This window comes from Qipengyuania sp. (assembly GCF_964227205.1).
In the GTDB taxonomy this organism is placed as follows: domain Bacteria; phylum Pseudomonadota; class Alphaproteobacteria; order Sphingomonadales; family Sphingomonadaceae; genus Qipengyuania.
Window position 1 is genome coordinate 801,563 of the sequence record NZ_CAXQVB010000002.1, and the last position, 16,410, is coordinate 817,972.

Annotated in this window: 18 protein-coding genes; 4 read left to right on the forward strand and 14 right to left on the reverse strand. The window is 64.8% G+C overall.

The window, feature by feature from the left end:
- Positions 1 to 23: 23 nt before the first annotated feature.
- Positions 24 to 1,847, reverse strand: coding sequence for a glutamine--fructose-6-phosphate transaminase (isomerizing) (gene glmS, locus ACEQZ0_RS06000; RefSeq protein WP_370189353.1), 1,824 nt, complete (start codon positions 1,845 to 1,847; stop codon positions 24 to 26).
- 231 nt (positions 1,848 to 2,078) lie between these two features.
- Between glmS and ACEQZ0_RS06005 the strand changes: the two genes are divergently transcribed.
- Both ACEQZ0_RS06005 and ACEQZ0_RS06010 read left to right on the forward strand, forming a co-directional pair.
- Entirely contained in the window at positions 2,079 to 3,620 is a 1,542-nt protein-coding gene (locus ACEQZ0_RS06005; protein WP_370189355.1) for a CpaF family protein, read from the forward strand.
- 206 nt (positions 3,621 to 3,826) lie between these two features.
- The gene (locus ACEQZ0_RS06010; protein ID WP_370189357.1) at positions 3,827 to 3,976 is read left to right on the forward strand and encodes a hypothetical protein; all 150 of its coding nucleotides are present in this window, start codon (positions 3,827 to 3,829) and stop codon (positions 3,974 to 3,976) included.
- Here the strand turns inward: ACEQZ0_RS06010 and ACEQZ0_RS06015 are convergent.
- Complete coding sequence (locus tag ACEQZ0_RS06015; protein ID WP_370189359.1) at positions 3,973 to 4,203, reverse strand: hypothetical protein; 231 nt, start codon at positions 4,201 to 4,203, stop codon at positions 3,973 to 3,975. The genes ACEQZ0_RS06010 and ACEQZ0_RS06015 overlap by 4 nt on opposite strands.
- A gap of 82 nt (positions 4,204 to 4,285) precedes the next feature.
- On the opposite strand from ACEQZ0_RS06015, the gene ACEQZ0_RS06020 reads away from it, so the two are divergent.
- Together ACEQZ0_RS06020 and ACEQZ0_RS06025 are read left to right on the forward strand one after the other, a co-directional pair.
- Positions 4,286 to 5,206 carry a DMT family transporter gene (locus tag ACEQZ0_RS06020; protein ID WP_370189361.1) on the forward strand — a complete coding sequence of 307 codons (921 nt, stop codon included), beginning with the start codon at positions 4,286 to 4,288 and terminating at the stop codon, positions 5,204 to 5,206.
- Between the two features lie 53 nt (positions 5,207 to 5,259).
- Positions 5,260 to 5,388, forward strand: coding sequence for a hypothetical protein (locus ACEQZ0_RS06025; RefSeq protein WP_282099801.1), 129 nt, complete (start codon positions 5,260 to 5,262; stop codon positions 5,386 to 5,388).
- Positions 5,389 to 5,507: 119 nt separating this feature from the next.
- Here the strand turns inward: ACEQZ0_RS06025 and ACEQZ0_RS06030 are convergent, their stop codons facing one another.
- The 12 genes from ACEQZ0_RS06030 to ACEQZ0_RS06085 form a co-directional block, all read right to left on the reverse strand.
- Positions 5,508 to 5,975, reverse strand: a complete 468-nt coding sequence (locus ACEQZ0_RS06030) for a hypothetical protein (protein WP_370189363.1) — start codon at positions 5,973 to 5,975, stop codon at positions 5,508 to 5,510.
- A 58-nt stretch (positions 5,976 to 6,033) separates the two neighbouring features.
- Positions 6,034 to 6,627 carry a DUF938 domain-containing protein gene (locus ACEQZ0_RS06035; protein ID WP_370189365.1) on the reverse strand — a complete coding sequence of 198 codons (594 nt, stop codon included), beginning with the start codon at positions 6,625 to 6,627 and terminating at the stop codon, positions 6,034 to 6,036.
- Between the two features lie 10 nt (positions 6,628 to 6,637).
- A complete protein-coding gene (locus tag ACEQZ0_RS06040; protein ID WP_370189367.1) occupies positions 6,638 to 8,179 on the reverse strand; it encodes a fatty acid--CoA ligase in 1,542 nt (513 codons plus the stop codon).
- Between the two features lie 80 nt (positions 8,180 to 8,259).
- The gene (locus ACEQZ0_RS06045; protein WP_370189369.1) at positions 8,260 to 8,712 is read right to left on the reverse strand and encodes an ABA4-like family protein; all 453 of its coding nucleotides are present in this window, start codon (positions 8,710 to 8,712) and stop codon (positions 8,260 to 8,262) included.
- Positions 8,709 to 9,410 (reverse strand): NAD(P)H-binding protein, encoded by a 702-nt coding sequence (locus ACEQZ0_RS06050; RefSeq protein ID WP_370189370.1) that lies wholly within the window; start codon positions 9,408 to 9,410, stop codon positions 8,709 to 8,711. Before ACEQZ0_RS06050 ends, ACEQZ0_RS06045 begins: the two co-directional genes overlap by 4 nt.
- Positions 9,403 to 10,563 carry a deoxyguanosinetriphosphate triphosphohydrolase gene (locus ACEQZ0_RS06055; RefSeq protein ID WP_370189372.1) on the reverse strand — a complete coding sequence of 387 codons (1,161 nt, stop codon included), beginning with the start codon at positions 10,561 to 10,563 and terminating at the stop codon, positions 9,403 to 9,405. Before ACEQZ0_RS06055 ends, ACEQZ0_RS06050 begins: the two co-directional genes overlap by 8 nt.
- A gap of 133 nt (positions 10,564 to 10,696) precedes the next feature.
- Positions 10,697 to 11,827: a S8 family serine peptidase gene (locus ACEQZ0_RS06060; protein WP_370189374.1), complete on the reverse strand. Its 1,131-nt coding sequence runs from the start codon at positions 11,825 to 11,827 to the stop codon at positions 10,697 to 10,699.
- A 131-nt stretch (positions 11,828 to 11,958) separates the two neighbouring features.
- The gene (locus ACEQZ0_RS06065) at positions 11,959 to 12,648 is read right to left on the reverse strand and encodes an aspartate/glutamate racemase family protein (RefSeq protein WP_370189376.1); all 690 of its coding nucleotides are present in this window, start codon (positions 12,646 to 12,648) and stop codon (positions 11,959 to 11,961) included.
- A 78-nt stretch (positions 12,649 to 12,726) separates the two neighbouring features.
- Positions 12,727 to 13,707: an alpha/beta fold hydrolase gene (locus ACEQZ0_RS06070; protein ID WP_370189377.1), complete on the reverse strand. Its 981-nt coding sequence runs from the start codon at positions 13,705 to 13,707 to the stop codon at positions 12,727 to 12,729.
- Complete coding sequence (locus tag ACEQZ0_RS06075; protein WP_370189379.1) at positions 13,704 to 14,732, reverse strand: SO2930 family diheme c-type cytochrome; 1,029 nt, start codon at positions 14,730 to 14,732, stop codon at positions 13,704 to 13,706. Before ACEQZ0_RS06075 ends, ACEQZ0_RS06070 begins: the two co-directional genes overlap by 4 nt.
- Positions 14,729 to 15,922 (reverse strand): parallel beta-helix domain-containing protein, encoded by a 1,194-nt coding sequence (locus ACEQZ0_RS06080; protein WP_370189380.1) that lies wholly within the window; start codon positions 15,920 to 15,922, stop codon positions 14,729 to 14,731. The genes ACEQZ0_RS06075 and ACEQZ0_RS06080 overlap by 4 nt, the downstream gene beginning before the upstream one ends.
- A gap of 146 nt (positions 15,923 to 16,068) precedes the next feature.
- A complete protein-coding gene (locus ACEQZ0_RS06085) occupies positions 16,069 to 16,410 on the reverse strand; it encodes a hypothetical protein (RefSeq protein ID WP_370189382.1) in 342 nt (113 codons plus the stop codon).

Below are 16,410 nucleotides of genomic sequence, written 5' to 3' on the forward strand. Positions count from 1 at the left end.
GCCAATCCGCGGGAGTGCGGGGCCTATTCCACCGTGACCGACTTGGCCAAGTTGCGCGGCTGGTCGACATCGGTGCCTTTGACGCAGGCCACGTGATAGGCGAGCAATTGCACCGGAATGGCATAGACCAGCGGCGCGATCAGCGGATGAACCCTTGGCATCTCGATCGTCGCGAGACAGCCCTCGCCCGCCTCCTCCAGCCCCTCGGCATCGGAAATGAGGACGATCTGCCCGCCGCGCGCGCGGACCTCTTCCATATTCGAGACGGTCTTCTCGAACAGCGGCCCCGAAGGCGCCAGAACGATCACCGGCACCGCGTCGTCGATCAGCGCAATGGGCCCGTGCTTCATTTCTCCGCTGGCGTAGCCCTCGGCGTGGATATAGCTGATTTCCTTGAGTTTCAGCGCACCTTCCAGCGCCAGCGGGAAATCGGGTCCACGGCCGAGATAGAGGACGTCGCGCGCGGGCGCGATGAGATGCGCCATGCTGGCGATGTCGTCGTCGTGATCGAGCGCGGCGTTGAGCGCGGCGGGCGCTTCGAGCAGATGGCCGACGACCTCCTGCTCTTCAGCACGGCTCATCAGCCCCTTCTTGACCGCCATATGCGCGGCGAGTGCGGCGAGCACCGCAAGCTGACAGGTGAAGGCCTTGGTCGAGGCAACGCCGATCTCGGGCCCTGCATGCGTCGGCAGCAGCAGGTCGGCCTCGCGCGCCATCGAACTGGTCGGCACGTTGACGATCACGCCGATCGTCTGCCCGTTCTCCTTGCAGTGGCGCAGCGCTGCCAGCGTATCGGCAGTTTCACCGCTTTGCGAGATGAACAGCGCGAGCCCGCCTTCCTCGAGCACCGGCTCGCGATAGCGGAACTCGGACGCGACATCGATGTCCACCGGAACCCGGGCGAACTGCTCGAACCAGTATTTGGCGACCATGCCCGCGTAGAACGAGGTCCCGCAGGCGACGATGGTGACCCGCTTGATCTTCGAGAGGTCGAAATCGAACTGCGGCAGCGCCACGGCGTTGTCCGAGCGGCGCAGGTAAGAGCCGAGCGTCTGCGCGACCACCGTCGGCTGTTCGAAGATCTCCTTCTGCATGAAGTGGCGGTAATTGCCCTTCTCCACGGCCGCCGCCGAAGCGCCGGAGGAACGTACCTCGCGTTCGACCCGCGCGTTTGCGGCATCGTAGATCGTCGCGCCCTCGCGCGTCACCACGACCCAGTCGCCTTCCTCCAGATAGCTGATCTGCTGCGTCAACGGCGCGAGCGCGAGCGCATCGGAACCGATGTAGGTTTCCCCCTCGCCATAGCCCACTACCAGCGGCGAGCCGCGCCGCGCCCCGATCAGCATGTCGGGATGATCGCGAAAGGCGATCGCCAAAGCAAAGGCGCCGCGCAGCCGCGGCAGCATTTCGGCCACGGCTTCCTGCGGATTCCTGCCCTGTTCGACGAGCCAGGAGATATGCTGCAGCACGACCTCGGTATCGGTATCGCTTTCGAGCGTGCGCCCGGCTTCGCGCAATTCGGCGCGCAGTTCCTTGTAGTTCTCGATGATCCCGTTGTGCACCAGCGCGACATGCTCGGTCGCATGCGGGTGCGCGTTCTTGGCCGTCGGCGCGCCATGGGTGGCCCAGCGGGTATGCGCGATGCCGATTTCGCCTGGCGCCGGATTGTCCGCCAGTTCGACAACCAGATTGTTGAGCTTGCCCTCGGCGCGGCGGCGGATCAGCCGACCTTCGTGCAGTGTGCAGACCCCGGCACTGTCGTATCCGCGGTATTCCATTCGCCGGAGCCCCTCGACCAGCCGATCGGCAACGGCCTCTGCACCGACGATACCGATAATCCCGCACATAAAGTTCATACTCCAAGCAACTGTGGATGCCGCCTTAGACATTCCTCATCGGCAATCAATCGATGCGTGGAATTGCCGCCGCAATCACGACCTGACGCGGCGTAACCCCACTCGCCCCATTAGGGAATAATCAAGGTTTCCTTTTTATTCACCACACCCTGTGAGACGGGCTTTGCCATAGCGCGGCAGGGTCCGTCCGGCGAATCAGGATTTTCCTCGGGGGTGACCGGAATGAGCGCATTCGGACGGAAGAACGGACCGGCAGGGATCAGTGCCGGTGCGCGTCCGCAATTCGGCGTCGCCAAGCCCATGCGCGGCGGCACGCCGACTCCCGCACAGACCCGCACCGATCGCGAAAGCGACCGCGGCGGTGGTGGTCAGCAATTCCCGCCGCTGCCCGAAACCGATGCCGCCGTCCCCGCTCCGATCGCGCCTCAGGGCGGCGACGCCATGTCGCGCCTCGAAGAGCGGATGAATTCCACCCATTCGGGCCAGAGCGAAGTCGGCGGCTTCGAGGCCAGCGTCCACAAGATCAAGGAACAGGTGCTGCCGCGCCTGCTCGAACGCGTCGATCCCGAAGCGGCGGCCACGCTGACCAAGGACGAGCTGTCCGAAGAATTCCGCCCGATCATCATGGAAGTGCTGGCCGAACTGAAGGTCACACTCAACCGCCGCGAACAGTTCGCTCTCGAAAAGGTGCTGGTCGACGAGCTGCTCGGCTTCGGTCCGCTGGAAGAACTGCTCAACGACCCCGACGTGTCGGACATCATGGTCAATGGCCCCGACCAGACCTATATCGAAAAGAAGGGCAAGCTGGTCATCGCGCCGATCAAGTTCCGCGACGAGACCCACCTCTTCCAGATCGCCCAGCGCATCGTCAACCAGGTCGGCCGCCGCGTCGACCAGACGACGCCGCTGGCCGACGCGCGCCTCAAGGACGGCAGCCGTGTCAACGTGATCGTGCCGCCGCTGTCGCTGCGCGGCACCGCGATTTCGATTCGTAAGTTTTCCGAGAAGCCGATCACATTGGATATGCTCAAGGACTTCGGGTCGATGTCGGACAAGATGTGCACCGCGCTCAAGATTGCGGGCGCGTGCCGCATGAACATCGTCATCTCGGGCGGTACGGGGTCGGGCAAGACGACCATGCTCAACGCCCTGTCGAAGATGATCGACCCGGGCGAGCGCGTGCTGACGATCGAGGACGCGGCCGAACTTCGCCTGCAACAGCCCCACTGGCTGCCGCTCGAAACGCGTCCGCCGAACCTCGAAGGTCAGGGCGCAATCACCATCGGCGACCTTGTGAAGAACGCCCTGCGTATGCGCCCCGACCGCATCATTCTGGGCGAAATTCGTGGCGCGGAATGTTTCGACCTGCTCGCTGCGATGAACACCGGCCACGACGGTTCGATGTGTACGCTGCACGCCAACAGCCCGCGCGAATGCCTCGGCCGCATGGAAAACATGATCCTGATGGGCGACATCAAGATCCCCAAGGAAGCCATCAGCCGTCAGATTGCCGAATCGGTCGATCTGATCGTGCAGGTGAAACGCCTTCGCGATGGCTCGCGCCGCACCACCAACATCACAGAGGTGATCGGGATGGAAGGCGATGTGATCGTCACGCAGGAGCTGTTCAAGTTCGAGTATCTCGACGAGAGCGAGGACGGCAAGATTTTGGGCGAGTTCCGCAGCTCGGGCCTGCGCCCCTACACGCTTGAGAAGGCGCGCCAGTTCGGTTTCGACCAGGCATATCTGGAGGCATGCCTCTAAGGAAACCCGCGCCCTTGCCCGCCGGGCGCCGCACCTCCGTGCGACCTGTCCTAGCGGCAGGGGCGGCGACGGCCGGTCGGCCGTGCCACGCCTTTGCCATGGATACCATGGCAGCCTGCTTGTAAGTACGCGCCAGAAAAAGTCGGCTTCGTACAATCCCTTGAGCGCAGGGCGGCGTATACCCCGGTTCAAGGTAGGACGACGCGATGTTCGACAAGCTTCTTTTTCCGGGAAATCGTAAGCCCAGGCGCAAGCAAACGCTGCGCGATCTCGACCGCGAGCGGCATTTCGAAGCGCTCTACATGCAGAGCTTTACCGAAATGCGCGCGCGCAGTTCGAAGCCCCAGACTAGCTAGCTTCCCAGGATCGCCGGAACCGACAGGGCGAGCAGCCCGCCGCCGATCACCGCGAAGGTCAGGAACAGGCCGGTCCAGGGCATCCAGCCGACACGGTTGATTTCGGTCCGCCGCATCCTCCGGCGCTCCATGCCTAGGCAGACCGCGGCCGCAAACAGGCAGGCCGCTCCCCAATAGGCGGCCAGCTCGGCGTCGCTGGCGAAGAGCAGGAAATCGGGCTCGGTCATGGGCCGGGCATATGGGGACACCCGGCTGCGCCTGCAATCTCCCGCTTGCACTGGCGCGCGGCTGGTCTAACCGACGGCAGCGATGCAGGCCGACGACGACCATCCTCATCACCGTCCGTTGCTCGCGCTGGGACTGCGCCTCGCCGCCGCCTTCGTACTCGCCGGGTTGCTCGCCTGCGTGAAGCTGGCCAGCAACAGGGGCATCCATCTCGCCGAGATCATGTTCTGGCGCCAGCTGCCGACGGTCCCGATCCTGCTCGCCTGGGTCGCCCTGCGCGGCAGGTTCGACCTGGTGCGAACCCGCCGCGCAGGATCGCATCTGCGCCGCTCGGGCTTCGGCCTGCTCGGCATGGCGATGAATTTCGGCGCGGCCACCCTGCTGCCACTCGCGGTCGCAACCACGCTCAACTACAGCTCGGCGATATTCGCCGTGCTGCTCTCGGCGGTGGTCCTGCGCGAGCCGACGGGACCGTGGCGCTGGAGCGCGGTGGCGATGGGCTTCGTCGGCGTCGTCCTGATTGCCCGGCCCTGGGGCAGCGACCTGCCGCTGCTGGGAGCCGCCGTTGCGCTGGGCGCGGCGCTGATGATCGCGCTGATCTCGGTGCAACTGCGCGATCTGGGAAGGACCGAACACCCGCTCACCATCGTGTTCTATTTCTCGCTGTTCACCGTGCCCGTCCTGGCGCTGGCGATGCCCTTCGTGGGGACCGTGCATACGCCGGACGAATGGCTGCTCCTACTTGCCTGCGGGGTCATCGGCCTGCTGGGCCAGGTTCTGCTCACCGCCGCGCTGCGCTATGGCGCGGTAGCCAATGTCATCGTGATGGATTATTCGGGACTTGTCTGGGCAACGCTGCTTGGCTGGCTATTGTTCGAAAATCTGCCGCCATCGTCGACCTGGCTCGGCGCGCCACTGGTGGTGGCCGCGGGCATCCTCATCGCGTGGCGCGAGCACCGGCTCGGCATCGAGCGACGGGCGCTGGCGGAACCGATCGACACATGACCCGTTCCAATTCGCGGAGCCAAGCCATTGAGCCCTTCGGCAAGGAGATCACGATGATCAAGAAGATCCTGCTCGCATTCGGCATTACCGCCATGTCCCTCTCGGCTGCAGCCTGCAACACCGTCCGTGGCGTCGGCAGCGACCTCCAGTCGGCCGCCAATGCGGTCGACGAGGAAACCTGAGCCCTTCGCACAAGCGATAGCGAAACGCCCGCCCTCACCCGGCGGGCGTTTTCTTTGGGGGTGGCGGAGCCCCTTCTTTGATCGCAGGCTGTATGGCTAGTCTTGGGTGGGAAGCGGACCTAGATAAAGAACGCGATTGCGCCGGCAATTGACGCAAAAATCGCGACTAGCACTAACCACCCCTTCACCGATCTAATACGCACATTGGCCCGTAGCATTCGCTGCTTTTCTGCACGCTGCTCGTCGGTCAGATCTAGATCGTAGTAATCACGATAATGCGGGTGGTCGCTAAAGAGTTGATCAAACGGTTGGAAGATGCCTAAAATGTAAACCTCCCGCTCATCGAGGGAGGGAAAATCTTGGATTGAGATCGCTTTGCTCTTCATCGCCGAACCGTTTGACATTTCGAGGCGTAGAATGTCGCTTCGGTCACCAACGTAGTCACCATCGATCACACTCGCATGACGCATGGCCTCATATGCTGAGGCTGGGTGAAACTTTGCTTCTGCAACGGCCATGGGCGGGTCCAGCGCAAATACTTCCGCATCGCCAATGTGTTTGTCGTCCTCGAAAACCTTCAGCTTCATGTCGCGATGATACTTCGGTCCGCAAAGTCCGCAATCGGGTCGGTAGCGGTCGTGACGTTCAGTGCTTGCGATACACCAGCACGAGATTGTTTGCCGGCATTTCGTGGCGGGCGGTGCGCTGCAGGTTCTGAGATATCGCAAGCGCATCGATGTCGGCAACTCGGCGGAGGCCCCAGCGGGGATCGCGCGCTTTCAGGCTCTGGTCGAAAGCGCGGTTCGAGGGGGCCGTTTCCACCCCGTCCTCGATAAACGGACCGTAGAAGATCAGCGGAGCTCCGGCGGGCAGAAGCCGTCCCGCACCCGCGAACAGGCCCACGGTCGCTTCCCACGGGCTGATATGGACCATGTTGACGCACAGCACGGCATCCGCTGCCTCGATGGGCCATTCGCCCGCAGCCGCATCGAGCGCGATCGCGGGGCGCAGATTGGCAAGGCCCGCATCCTGCGCCCAGGCCTCGACCGAGTGCAGCGCATCGGTCGCGCAATCGCTGGGTTGCCAGTCGAGCGCGGGAAAGCGCCGTGCCATGAAGACCGCATGCTCGCCGGTCCCGCTGGCGACTTCCAGCACCAGCCCACTCGCCGGCAATTCGCGCGCCAGCACTTCGGCGAGCGGCTGAGAATTGCGCGCGGTGGCGGGCGCGTGGCGCTTCACGCGAAGGCCCTCAGTTCACCTGGCGGTCGCGCCCCTCCCAATAGGGTGCGCGCAGCTCGCGGCGCAGGATCTTGCCGCTGGCGTTGCGCGGCATCTGCGGGATCACGTCGATGGTCTTGGGGACCTTGAAGCCGGCCAGCCGTTCGCGGGTGAAGGCGATGATGTCATCGGGATCGACCTCGCTGCCGGGCTTGGGCACCACGCAGGCCTTGACCGCCTCGCCCCAGGTTTCGTCGGGAACGCCGATCACCGCCACTTCGCCCACCGCCGGGTGCCCGTAGATCGCGCTTTCTACCTGCGCGGGATAGACGTTCTCTCCGCCCGAGATGATCATGTCCTTGATCCGGTCCTGGATGTAGACATAGCCGTCCTCGTCCATATAGGCGGCGTCGCCGGTGTACATCCAGCCATCCTTCAGCGCGCCCTTCGTTGCCTCGGGCAGGTGCCAATAGCCCTGCATGTTCGACGGGCTCTTGCAGATCAGCTCGCCCACCTCGCCGCGCGGCAGTTCTTCGCCATCGTCGCCCACGACCCTTAGCTCGGCACCGGGCACCGCCCTGCCCGCCGATTTCATCCGCTGGTTGCCATCCAGAGTGTGGTCCTCGGGCGGCAGCATGGCGATCGTGCCGGTGGTCTCGGTCATGCCGTAGCACTGGAGGAAACCCGCCGCGGGGATCGTCTGCACCGCTTCGCGCAGCAAATCGAGCGGGATCGGCGCGGCGCCATACATGACGTATCTGACCGCCGACATGTCGGTATCTTTCGCGCGCGGGTGCTGGATCACCATCTGCAGCGCAGCCGGCACGATGAACAATCGCGTGATCCCCTGCTCGAAGGCGTCGAGCACGCCGTCGGGCGTGAATTCGGCCTGCACGATCGCGCGGATGCCCGCCGCGATCGCCATGATGCCAAGCCCCGTCCCGCCGATATGCGCACAGGGCATGCAGATGAGGATCGCCTCGTTGTCGTCCCATTTCGACCACGGTTGCCCGGCTTCCTCCGCCGGCAGGCGAAGCGAAAACAGGTTCGCATTGGTCAGCACCGCGCCCTTGGGATTGCCCGTGGTACCCGAGGTATAAAGCTGGAGCACCGCATCGTCGGGCCCCGCCCCGTCGAAAGCGTCGGCCGGAGCGGCGGCAATTTCGGTCTTGGCGGCGGGCGTGTCGATGACCTGCGGGGGGCTGTCCATCTGGCCGCAGGCCTTGGCAGCGAGTTCGTCGAAACCCTCGTCGATGAACAGCAGTTTCGCGCCCGTATCGCCGAGGATATAGGCGATCTCGGGAGCGGCGAGGCGCCAGCCGATGGGGACCATAACCACGCCTAGCCGCGCGGCCGAATAGAACAGCTCGAAATAGTGCCGCGAATTCTTGCCCAGCCAGGCGATGCGATCGCCCTTGGAGAGGCCGTGCGCGCGCAGCATGGCCACGATCCGCCGCGAACGCTCCTCGAGCTCGGCGAAGGTCAGCGCGTCGCCATCCTGTTCGATCGCCACCTCGTCGGGTTTTTCGCTGGCCCAGTGCCTGATGAGCTCATCGAAGGTGAGCTTCTGCATGCCGGTAATCCATCCTCTCCGCTGTTATCAGCCTTGAGAGCATCATGACATGTCGGTTGCGCCATGCAACCCGATTCGCACTAGCGCCAGCGCCCCCCGGCCCGCGCCCGCCGTTCACGCATGCCGAGCCACAGCAGCAGGCCGAGCGGTCCGGCGAGGAAGGTCGCCAGCAGGACCGGCGCCTGGACCAGCCGCGAGAACCGCTTGGCATCGGCATCGCGCGCGATCCACAGGCCGGTGAAGAGATCGATGGCGAGGTAGTGAATCCATCCGATGGTCGCTCCACCATCGCTGGCGAAGATCGCGCGCACGCCCGCAATGGTCGCAAAATCGACAGCTCCGCGCTCGCCGCCCGCATCGAAACCACCCGACAGTATGCCGACCATTCCTGCCGCATAGGCCAGGCACAGCAGCCCCACACCGAGATAGAGCACGGCCGACAGCAGCGCCGGCCAGCGCGGCGCCAGGATCAACGCGGCCCACATGACCATCGCGAGCAGGTTCGCCGCGCCGAAGACCGCCTCCCACATCATGTCGGATCGACCGCGATTTGCGGCAAGGTCCTCGCCGCGCGATGGATCGCGTCATTGTCGTGAACGAAACGACCGCGCGCCGGGCGCTTGGCCAGGGCCAGGGCGGCCTGCGCGACCACCTCGGCCTTGATGCCGCGATACTGGCGAAATCCGCCGTGCAGGAGGAGATTGGTTACCGGCGCGAGTGCGATGCCCACGCGTTCGGCGGTGCGGCGCTCGTTAACGCGCCGTCCAAGCAGCAGGCCCGGACGCAGGAGGTCGAGCCGGTCAAACCGCAGTTTGGTGAGCTCGCGCTCGACCTCGCCCTTCACCCGCAGGTAGAAGGATCTGGATGCCGGATCGGCACCGACCGAACTCACATGCACGAAGCGTTCGACACCCAGGTCCTTCGCTGCCTGCGCGGTTTCGAGGACGAGGTCCCGGTCGACCGCGCGAAACGCGGTCTCGTCCTCGCCCGCCTTCTTCCAGGTGGTGCCGAGCGCGCAGATCATCGCCCGCGGACGCACCGCTTCGATGACCTCGCCCCACTTCGCCGGATCGGCGACGAACAGCTCCATCCGGATGCCGCGCGGCAGCTCGGTCTCGCGCCGCGCGATGCCGGTCAGGCGCACGTCCTCGCGTCCGACGCATTGCGCGATCACCGTCGAACCGATCAGGCCGGTGGCGCCGAACAGCGCGATGCGCACTGCATCAGACATTGCTCAACCCTTCGGGCATGCGGCCATAGATGCGCGCGCATTGGGTAATGGCATAGCGATCGGTCATCCCGGCGATAAAATCGGCGATATGGCGGCTGCGTTGCGGCTCGGCCGCAGGCAGGGTGGCGAGCCAGTCGGCCGGCATGGCGGTCGGATCCTGCTGATAGGCCGCGAACAGGCGGGAGATCACATCATGCGCGCGTTCGGCGGTGCCGAGCTGCTCTTCGTGATAATACAGCCGGTCGTACATGAAACGTTTGAGTACGCGCTCCTGCTCGCGCATCGCAGGCGAGAAGGCGGCGAGCTGACGCCCCGCGCCGCGCACTTCCTCGACACTGCCGATATCCCGGACCTGCTCGCGCGTGTATGCCAGCAAATCGTTGACCATCAGCCCGATCTGCGTGCGGATGAGCTCGCGCAGCTGGCGGTCGCGCGGGGCGTGCGGAAAGCGCTTCTCGACCGCGCGCCACTGGTCGGCAAGCGAATCGAGCACCAGCAGATCGTCGAGATCGAGAAAGCCTGCCCGCAGGCCATCGTCGATGTCGTGATTGTCGTATGCGATATCGTCAGCCAGCGCAGCGACCTGCGCCTCGAGCGAGGGCCAGCTGTGGAGGTCGAGCGGAAACGCCCGGTCGATTTCGGCCAGCGCCCAATTGGGGTTCGCGATCGGCCCGTTGTGCTTGGCCAGTCCCTCCAGCGTCTCCCAGGTGAGGTTGAGCCCATCATGGTCGCAATAGGGGCTTTCGAGCCGCGCCAGCGTGCGCAGCCCCTGCGCATTGTGATCGTAGCCGCCGGCCCCGGCCATCGCCTCCTCGAGCGCCTGTTCCCCGGCGTGGCCGAAGGGCGGATGGCCGATGTCGTGGCCAAGGCACAGCGCTTCGGTCAAATCCTCGTCGAGCCCGAGTTCGCGTGCAAGGACCCGGCCGATCTGGGCCACTTCGATGCTATGCGTCAGGCGGGTGCGATAATGGTCGCCGTCGGGAGAGATGAACACCTGCGTCTTCGAGCGCAACCGGCGGAAGGCAATCGAATGGACGATCCGGTCGCGGTCGCGCTGGAATTCGCTGCGCGGCCCGCGCGACCCTTCGCGTTCTTCGCCGAATTCGCGCCCGCGGCTGGCAGCAGGATCGGAGGCGTAGGGAGCTCTGTTCATCGAAGCGCGGGCTTAGAGTTCATGCCGCCCGCCGACAACGTGAACGAATAGCGAACTGCGCCGGTTTTCGGCCAAAAGAAAGGGCCGCACGTCCGACGACATGCGGCCCGATCCAGGTGCGACCCAACTGAAATCAGTTGATGCCGATGGTGTCCGGATTTCCATCCGGATCCCCATTCACGGTGCCGCCGCTGCGCGGCGTGCCGAGCAGCAGCAGGCCGGCCATGTGCGGGCTGGCCATCGAGGTACCCGAAAGCGTCGCGTAACCGCCGTCCTTGTAGGTCGAGTAGATCGACGAACCCGGCTCGGCGAAATCGACTGGCGGGTTGCCGTAGTTCGAAAAGCTCGACCAGTTGTCGCCCTGGGCGAAGGAGCTGATGGTGTAGATATTGGCTCCATTCGCCGAAGCCGGCGACTTGGTGTTGGCGTCGGTCGATTCATTGCCCGCCGCGAGCGCGAACTTGAGGCCCTTGCCCGCTGCGGCGATGACCGCATCGTTGAGCGCCTGGCTGAATCCGCCGCCAAGGCTCATGTTGGCAACGTCGCCGGCCTGGAAGTTCGCACCGGCAAAATCGACGCCGGCGATCACGCCGCTGTTGGTGCCCGAGCCGCGGCGGTCGAGAACCTTGACCGGGATGATCTGCGCGCCGGCGGCGACACCGACGGTGCCGATGCCATTGCCCTTGATGCCGGCAATGGTGCCTGCGACATGGGTACCGTGGCCGTTGTCGTCATCGGGCGAGCTGGTGCGGGCGATGAAGGTCGCGCCTTCGGTCTGGTTCACGTTCAGGTCCGGGTGATCCATGTCGACACCGGTATCGATCACCCAGGCGCGACGCGTGACACCGGTCAGGCCACCGCCCACACGGGTAATTCCCCAGGGGGTCTGTTCGGGGGGCTGGCTCGAGCCGCCGCCGGGCTTGCCCTTCGCGCCGTCACCCGGCTTGGCGACGGTGGTCATCAGCTGGTCCTGCTCGCAATAGGCGATGCGCGGGTTCTTCGCCTGCATGTTGGCGACGCCCTGCGCCGATGCATTGACCGCGAAACCGCGGATCGTGTTCCGGTATTCGAACTTGACCTGTCCGCCGGCGGCCTGTGCAGCGCGCGCCGCTTCGGCCTTCACATTGCCCTTGGCAACGAGGCCCGGCTGGAAGACGCAGATGTAGCTGTTCTCGACCTTTTGCGCCGATGCAGGCGCAGCGATGCCCGCACCCGCAAGCGCAACGAGGCTCACGGTCGCCAAGCGACCCCAATTGATGTTCATAAAACAGTCCCTTCCCTTGATAAGGAAGGTCAGCATGCGTCGATCGGCGCCAGCATCAATCGGCTGATAGTTAATTTACGAAAAAAGAGCGGCACCTGTCGCCAAAATGTCGCATTTTTACAAGTTGGGTTTCAATCCAAAATCCACTCTGCCGCAGCGCGGCAGTGAATATCGGTCGAATCGAACACCGGAAGTACATTGGCATCGGTATCAACTACCAGTTCGAGTTCGGTGCAGGCGAGGACGATGGCTTCGGCGCCCTCCTTTTCCTTCATCGTGATGATGGTCTTGAGCGCGCGTTCGGCGCTGCGGGTCACGCGACCGAGCATCAGTTCCTTGTAGATGATCCCGTCGACCATCTCGACGTCGTCGGGATTGGGCGGCAGCAGGTTGACGCCGTGCGCGACGAGACGCTGGCGATAGAAGCTCTCGGTCATCACGAAGCGCGTGCCGAGCAGTGCAGCGCTATCGCACTCTGCCTCTTCCATCGCCGCGCCAACGCTATCGGCAATATGCAGGACCGGGATCGAGACGGCCTCGGTCAGGCGGTCGTAAACCTTGTGCATCGCGTTGGCGGCGATCACCAGACCTTCGGCTCCGGCATTTTCGAGGCGGCGCGCGGAATCGACCAGCATGGCGGCGATCGCGTCCCAGTCGTCGGCCTGCTTGGCCGCGGCAATCGGCGCATAATCAAGACTCTCGATGAGCAGCGGCGGGCTGGCCAACGGGGCGCCATGCTTCTGCACGAATTTGTTGATCCGTTCGTAATAGGCGCGGGTCGAGATCCAGCTCATCCCCCCGATAATGCCGAGCTTGCGCAAGCCTTGATCCCTCTTCTTCCGCCCTGTCGTTCAGTCGATCGCGGTTGGCCCGCGTATCAGTGGGTTGCAACGGCTGGGCTACGTCGCGGTTCCATTGGCCGACGCGTCCCGAGAAGCAAGCACTTCGGCAAGCCAGATTTCCAAGTCGGCGATGCTGCGTTCGGGCGCTTCCTCCATCGGGATATGGCCGATGCCGGGATAGCTGGCCAGCGTCGCATTGGGCAGGTGATCCATGTACCAGCGCGCCGCATCGAAGGGGATCAGCGCGTCCTCTTCGCCCCACATGACCAGCGTCGGGACCTGGACCTTGGCAACGGTTTCGGCAGCGAAGCTTCTGCGCGGAGCCGAAAAGCGCTGGCGTGTCGCCGTGCGATTGCCGGGGTAGCGCGCCAGTTCCCAATAGCGATCGACCGCCTCGGGAGTGACGACGGCCTGGTTGGAGACGCTCTGCGCGAGGCTCTTCTCGACCAGCGAGCGCGGCAGCAACTGGCTCATGACATCGCCGACAACGGGCATGCCCGCCAGGCGGAAGGCGATATTCCCGCCCCCCTCGCGCTCGATCGGCGCGCCGCCGGCATCGACCAGCACCAGCGCGTCGAGCCGCTCGGGATGGGTGATGGCATAGCCCACGGCGATCGCGCCGCCCATCGAGTTGCCCGCCAGTGTGAAGCGCTCCACACCGAGTGCGTCGGCAACCGCATCGACATCCTCGACGAAGGCATCGAGCGCATAATTCCCGTCGGGCGCAGGGCCGGTCAGTCCATGCCCGCGCTGGTCGTAGCGAATCACGCGATAATCGGTTTTCAGCGCGTCGGCCCATTGCTGCCAGGTATGCAGATCGGCATTCGAACCGTGCAGCAGAATGATGACCGGCGCATCGCGCGGCCCTTCGTCGCGGAGATGCACGCGGCGCTCGCCCGCAATGGCCAGCATTTGCGAAGGCGGGGTGCCGTATTTGGCATACATATCACCGGGGTCGGTGTCGGGCACGCGCAGCACAATAAACGCAACCGCCAACACGGCGAGAAGCCCGCCGAGAATGCGCCAGAACCATTTCACGGTGCCATCTCCTCGATCCAGCGGCGCACGATATCGAGGCCCTCCTCATCGACCGTCGCCTTGCCCAGTTCGGGCATGGCGATGCCCGGTTCGGGGCTGGCCATGCGATAGACGAGGATCGAGGCATCGGGCGAACCGGGCACGATGTCGAACAGGTGGCCGCCTGCCCCACGCCCGGCGGCGACCGGCCGCTTGCCGATCCCGATGGCTTCGGGCGATTGCTGTTCCCAGCGCAGGTCGAGCCCGCTGTTCGAAGCGGTCGCGCCCGGCCGATGGCAGTGGGCGCAATTGACGTCGAGATAGCCGCGCGCGGCGGCGGTGAGATTGGCGCTTTCGCGCGCCTCCCACAGCGGCAATTGGTCGGCGCCTTGCGGCATGGCATCGAGATGCCCCGCAGCCACCATTTGCCCCAGCCAGTCATGCGACAGATTGCGCGCCTTTGGGCCGATGGGGACCACTTCGCCATTAAGCCCATGGCATTCCTTGCACTGGTTCTTGTTCGGCACGCGATAGCTGATCGTCTCTCCTGCCGGCGTGGTCAGGTTCAGCCGCGCACCGGCAATGGCGAGCTGGGCATCGCTCTGTTCCTCGTTCCACAGGTAGGGCAGCGCCAGCCAGCCGTCCGCCCGGTGGAGCAATACGCGCGTTTCGATCAGGCGACGCTTGCCATCGACTTGGAAGGCGAAAGTCTTGATCAGCGCCCCACCCACAGGAATGTCGAGCAGCCCCTCGCCCTGCGCCGCCATCCGCGTACCCTCGGGCAGGTAGACGAAGCGGTGCTTGTCCGCCCCGTCGGAAAAGAGTGGCGTGTTCAGGCGATAGGGAGTGACACCGATGTTAGGGGTTTGGGCGCTGAGCGAATTGAAGAAGCCATAGTCCGACAAGAGCCGCGGCATGCCCTGCAGCACCGCCTCGTCATCGACCTGCTCCAGCACGGTCAGCGGCTGGAAGAACTCCGCCCGCGCGACGACCGACCCGGCGAGCGCCAGGCTCGCGGCGAGAAGGAGGCTGGTTGCGCGCTTCATCCCCCCAGCCGTTCCTCCAGCGCGGCCGGCGCGCCGATGCCACTGCGGTCAAATTCGCCAGCGGGCACCGCGACATCGAGCGGCCCCGGTTGCGCCGCGTCGAGGCCCTTGCCCGCTTCAGTAAGGTTGAGGCTCCACCCGGCTGTCCCTTCGGCCACCGAAAGGCTGCCGAGACCGTCCCACATCACCGGCGGCAATTCGCCGCCGAAGGCCGCGAGCAGCATGTCGGCCCCATCGAGCTGCGGATCGTAGCCGCCCCCGTCATAGCGGTTTGCACCCACTACCACCTCGCGCGGGAGCGGGTTGTAGCGTTCGTCCTCGAAAGGCTGCGTATAGGCGATCACCATCACCGGCGCAGTCGGGTTCTGCGAGAGGATGTTGTTCTCGATCAGCACCTTGTCATTGGCCATCACAAGGATGCCCGTGCCGCGGCGCACGCCCGCGACGATGTTGCCCGGAGGCGCGAAATTGGGCGTGTCGTTGGCCACGACGAGATTGTTCGCGACCACCACATTGCCCCCGCCCATCACGGGCAGGTCGGGCAGGTCGAACACCAGGATGCCGCCGGTATTGCGCGTGGCGACATTGTGTTCGACAAGCGCGTTGCGGCTGTTCTCGATCTCGATCCCGGCGACATTGGCCTCGGCGATCGAATTGCGCACGGTGATGTGGTTCGACTGGCCGACATAGATGCCCGCGTCGCTCGCGCCGGTGACCTTGGCCCCGTCGACAAGAACGCCGTCGCTTTCGACCGGATAGATACCGTAGGCGCCGTTTTCCGGGTGCGGCCCGCGCGTCCAGGTCACGCGGATGCGGTGGTAGACGATATTGTCGGCGCCCTTGGATTTGATCCCGTCGCCCTTGGGGTTTTCTAGCGCGAAATCGCGCAGCGTGACGTTGTCGCTCGTCACCAGCAGGCCCTCGCCCGACCCGGCCTGGGTGGTGAAGTCGAGCACGGTGCCATCCATCCCCGCGCCGCGCAGCGTGACCCCGTCGACATCGAGGCTGAGCCCGTCTGTGAGCACGTAGCGCCCCGCGGCGAGCACGATCTCGTCACCCGGCTCGGCGAGTATCAGCGCCTCCTGCAAGGCTTCCTGCGCACCTTCGCCCGGTGCGACATTATGCGTGGCGGCAAGCGCTGGCGCGGCAGTGGCGAGCAGGACGGCAGCAAGCGTCAATCTGATGGTCATGAGTCTCTCCCTTGCAACCCATTGTGCCGCCTGCGAAAAGGAAAGCAAGGACCCTCAGCAAGTCATTGCGAGCTTAGCGAAGCAATCCAGTCCCGCGCTATCTGGATTGCCGCGTCGCCTGCGGCTCCTCGCAATGACTGGTTTTGCTAAGCAGAGAAGGCGCAGACCGCTGCCGAACCCGCCGCCACTTCGAGCACTTCGGGATCGTCGACTCGGCGGATGCGTTCGAGCACTTCGGCCATGCTCAGTGGCACGTCGGCTTCGCCCTCCTCGGGGGCCAGCTTTTCCAGCTTGCGAAGCTGGTTGACCGAGAGCCGCTCCGCCATCCGCCCGGCCATGCATTCGGCCATCGGCTGGGGGAGGCCACGCGCCACGAATTCGGCCTCGAGCCGATCCTCGACGCTGCCTTGCAGCCCGCCGCCCACGGTCGCCCAGAGGATCGCCCCGGCCAAGGCCAGCAGCGCAAGCACGATCAGCAACTGCTTCAT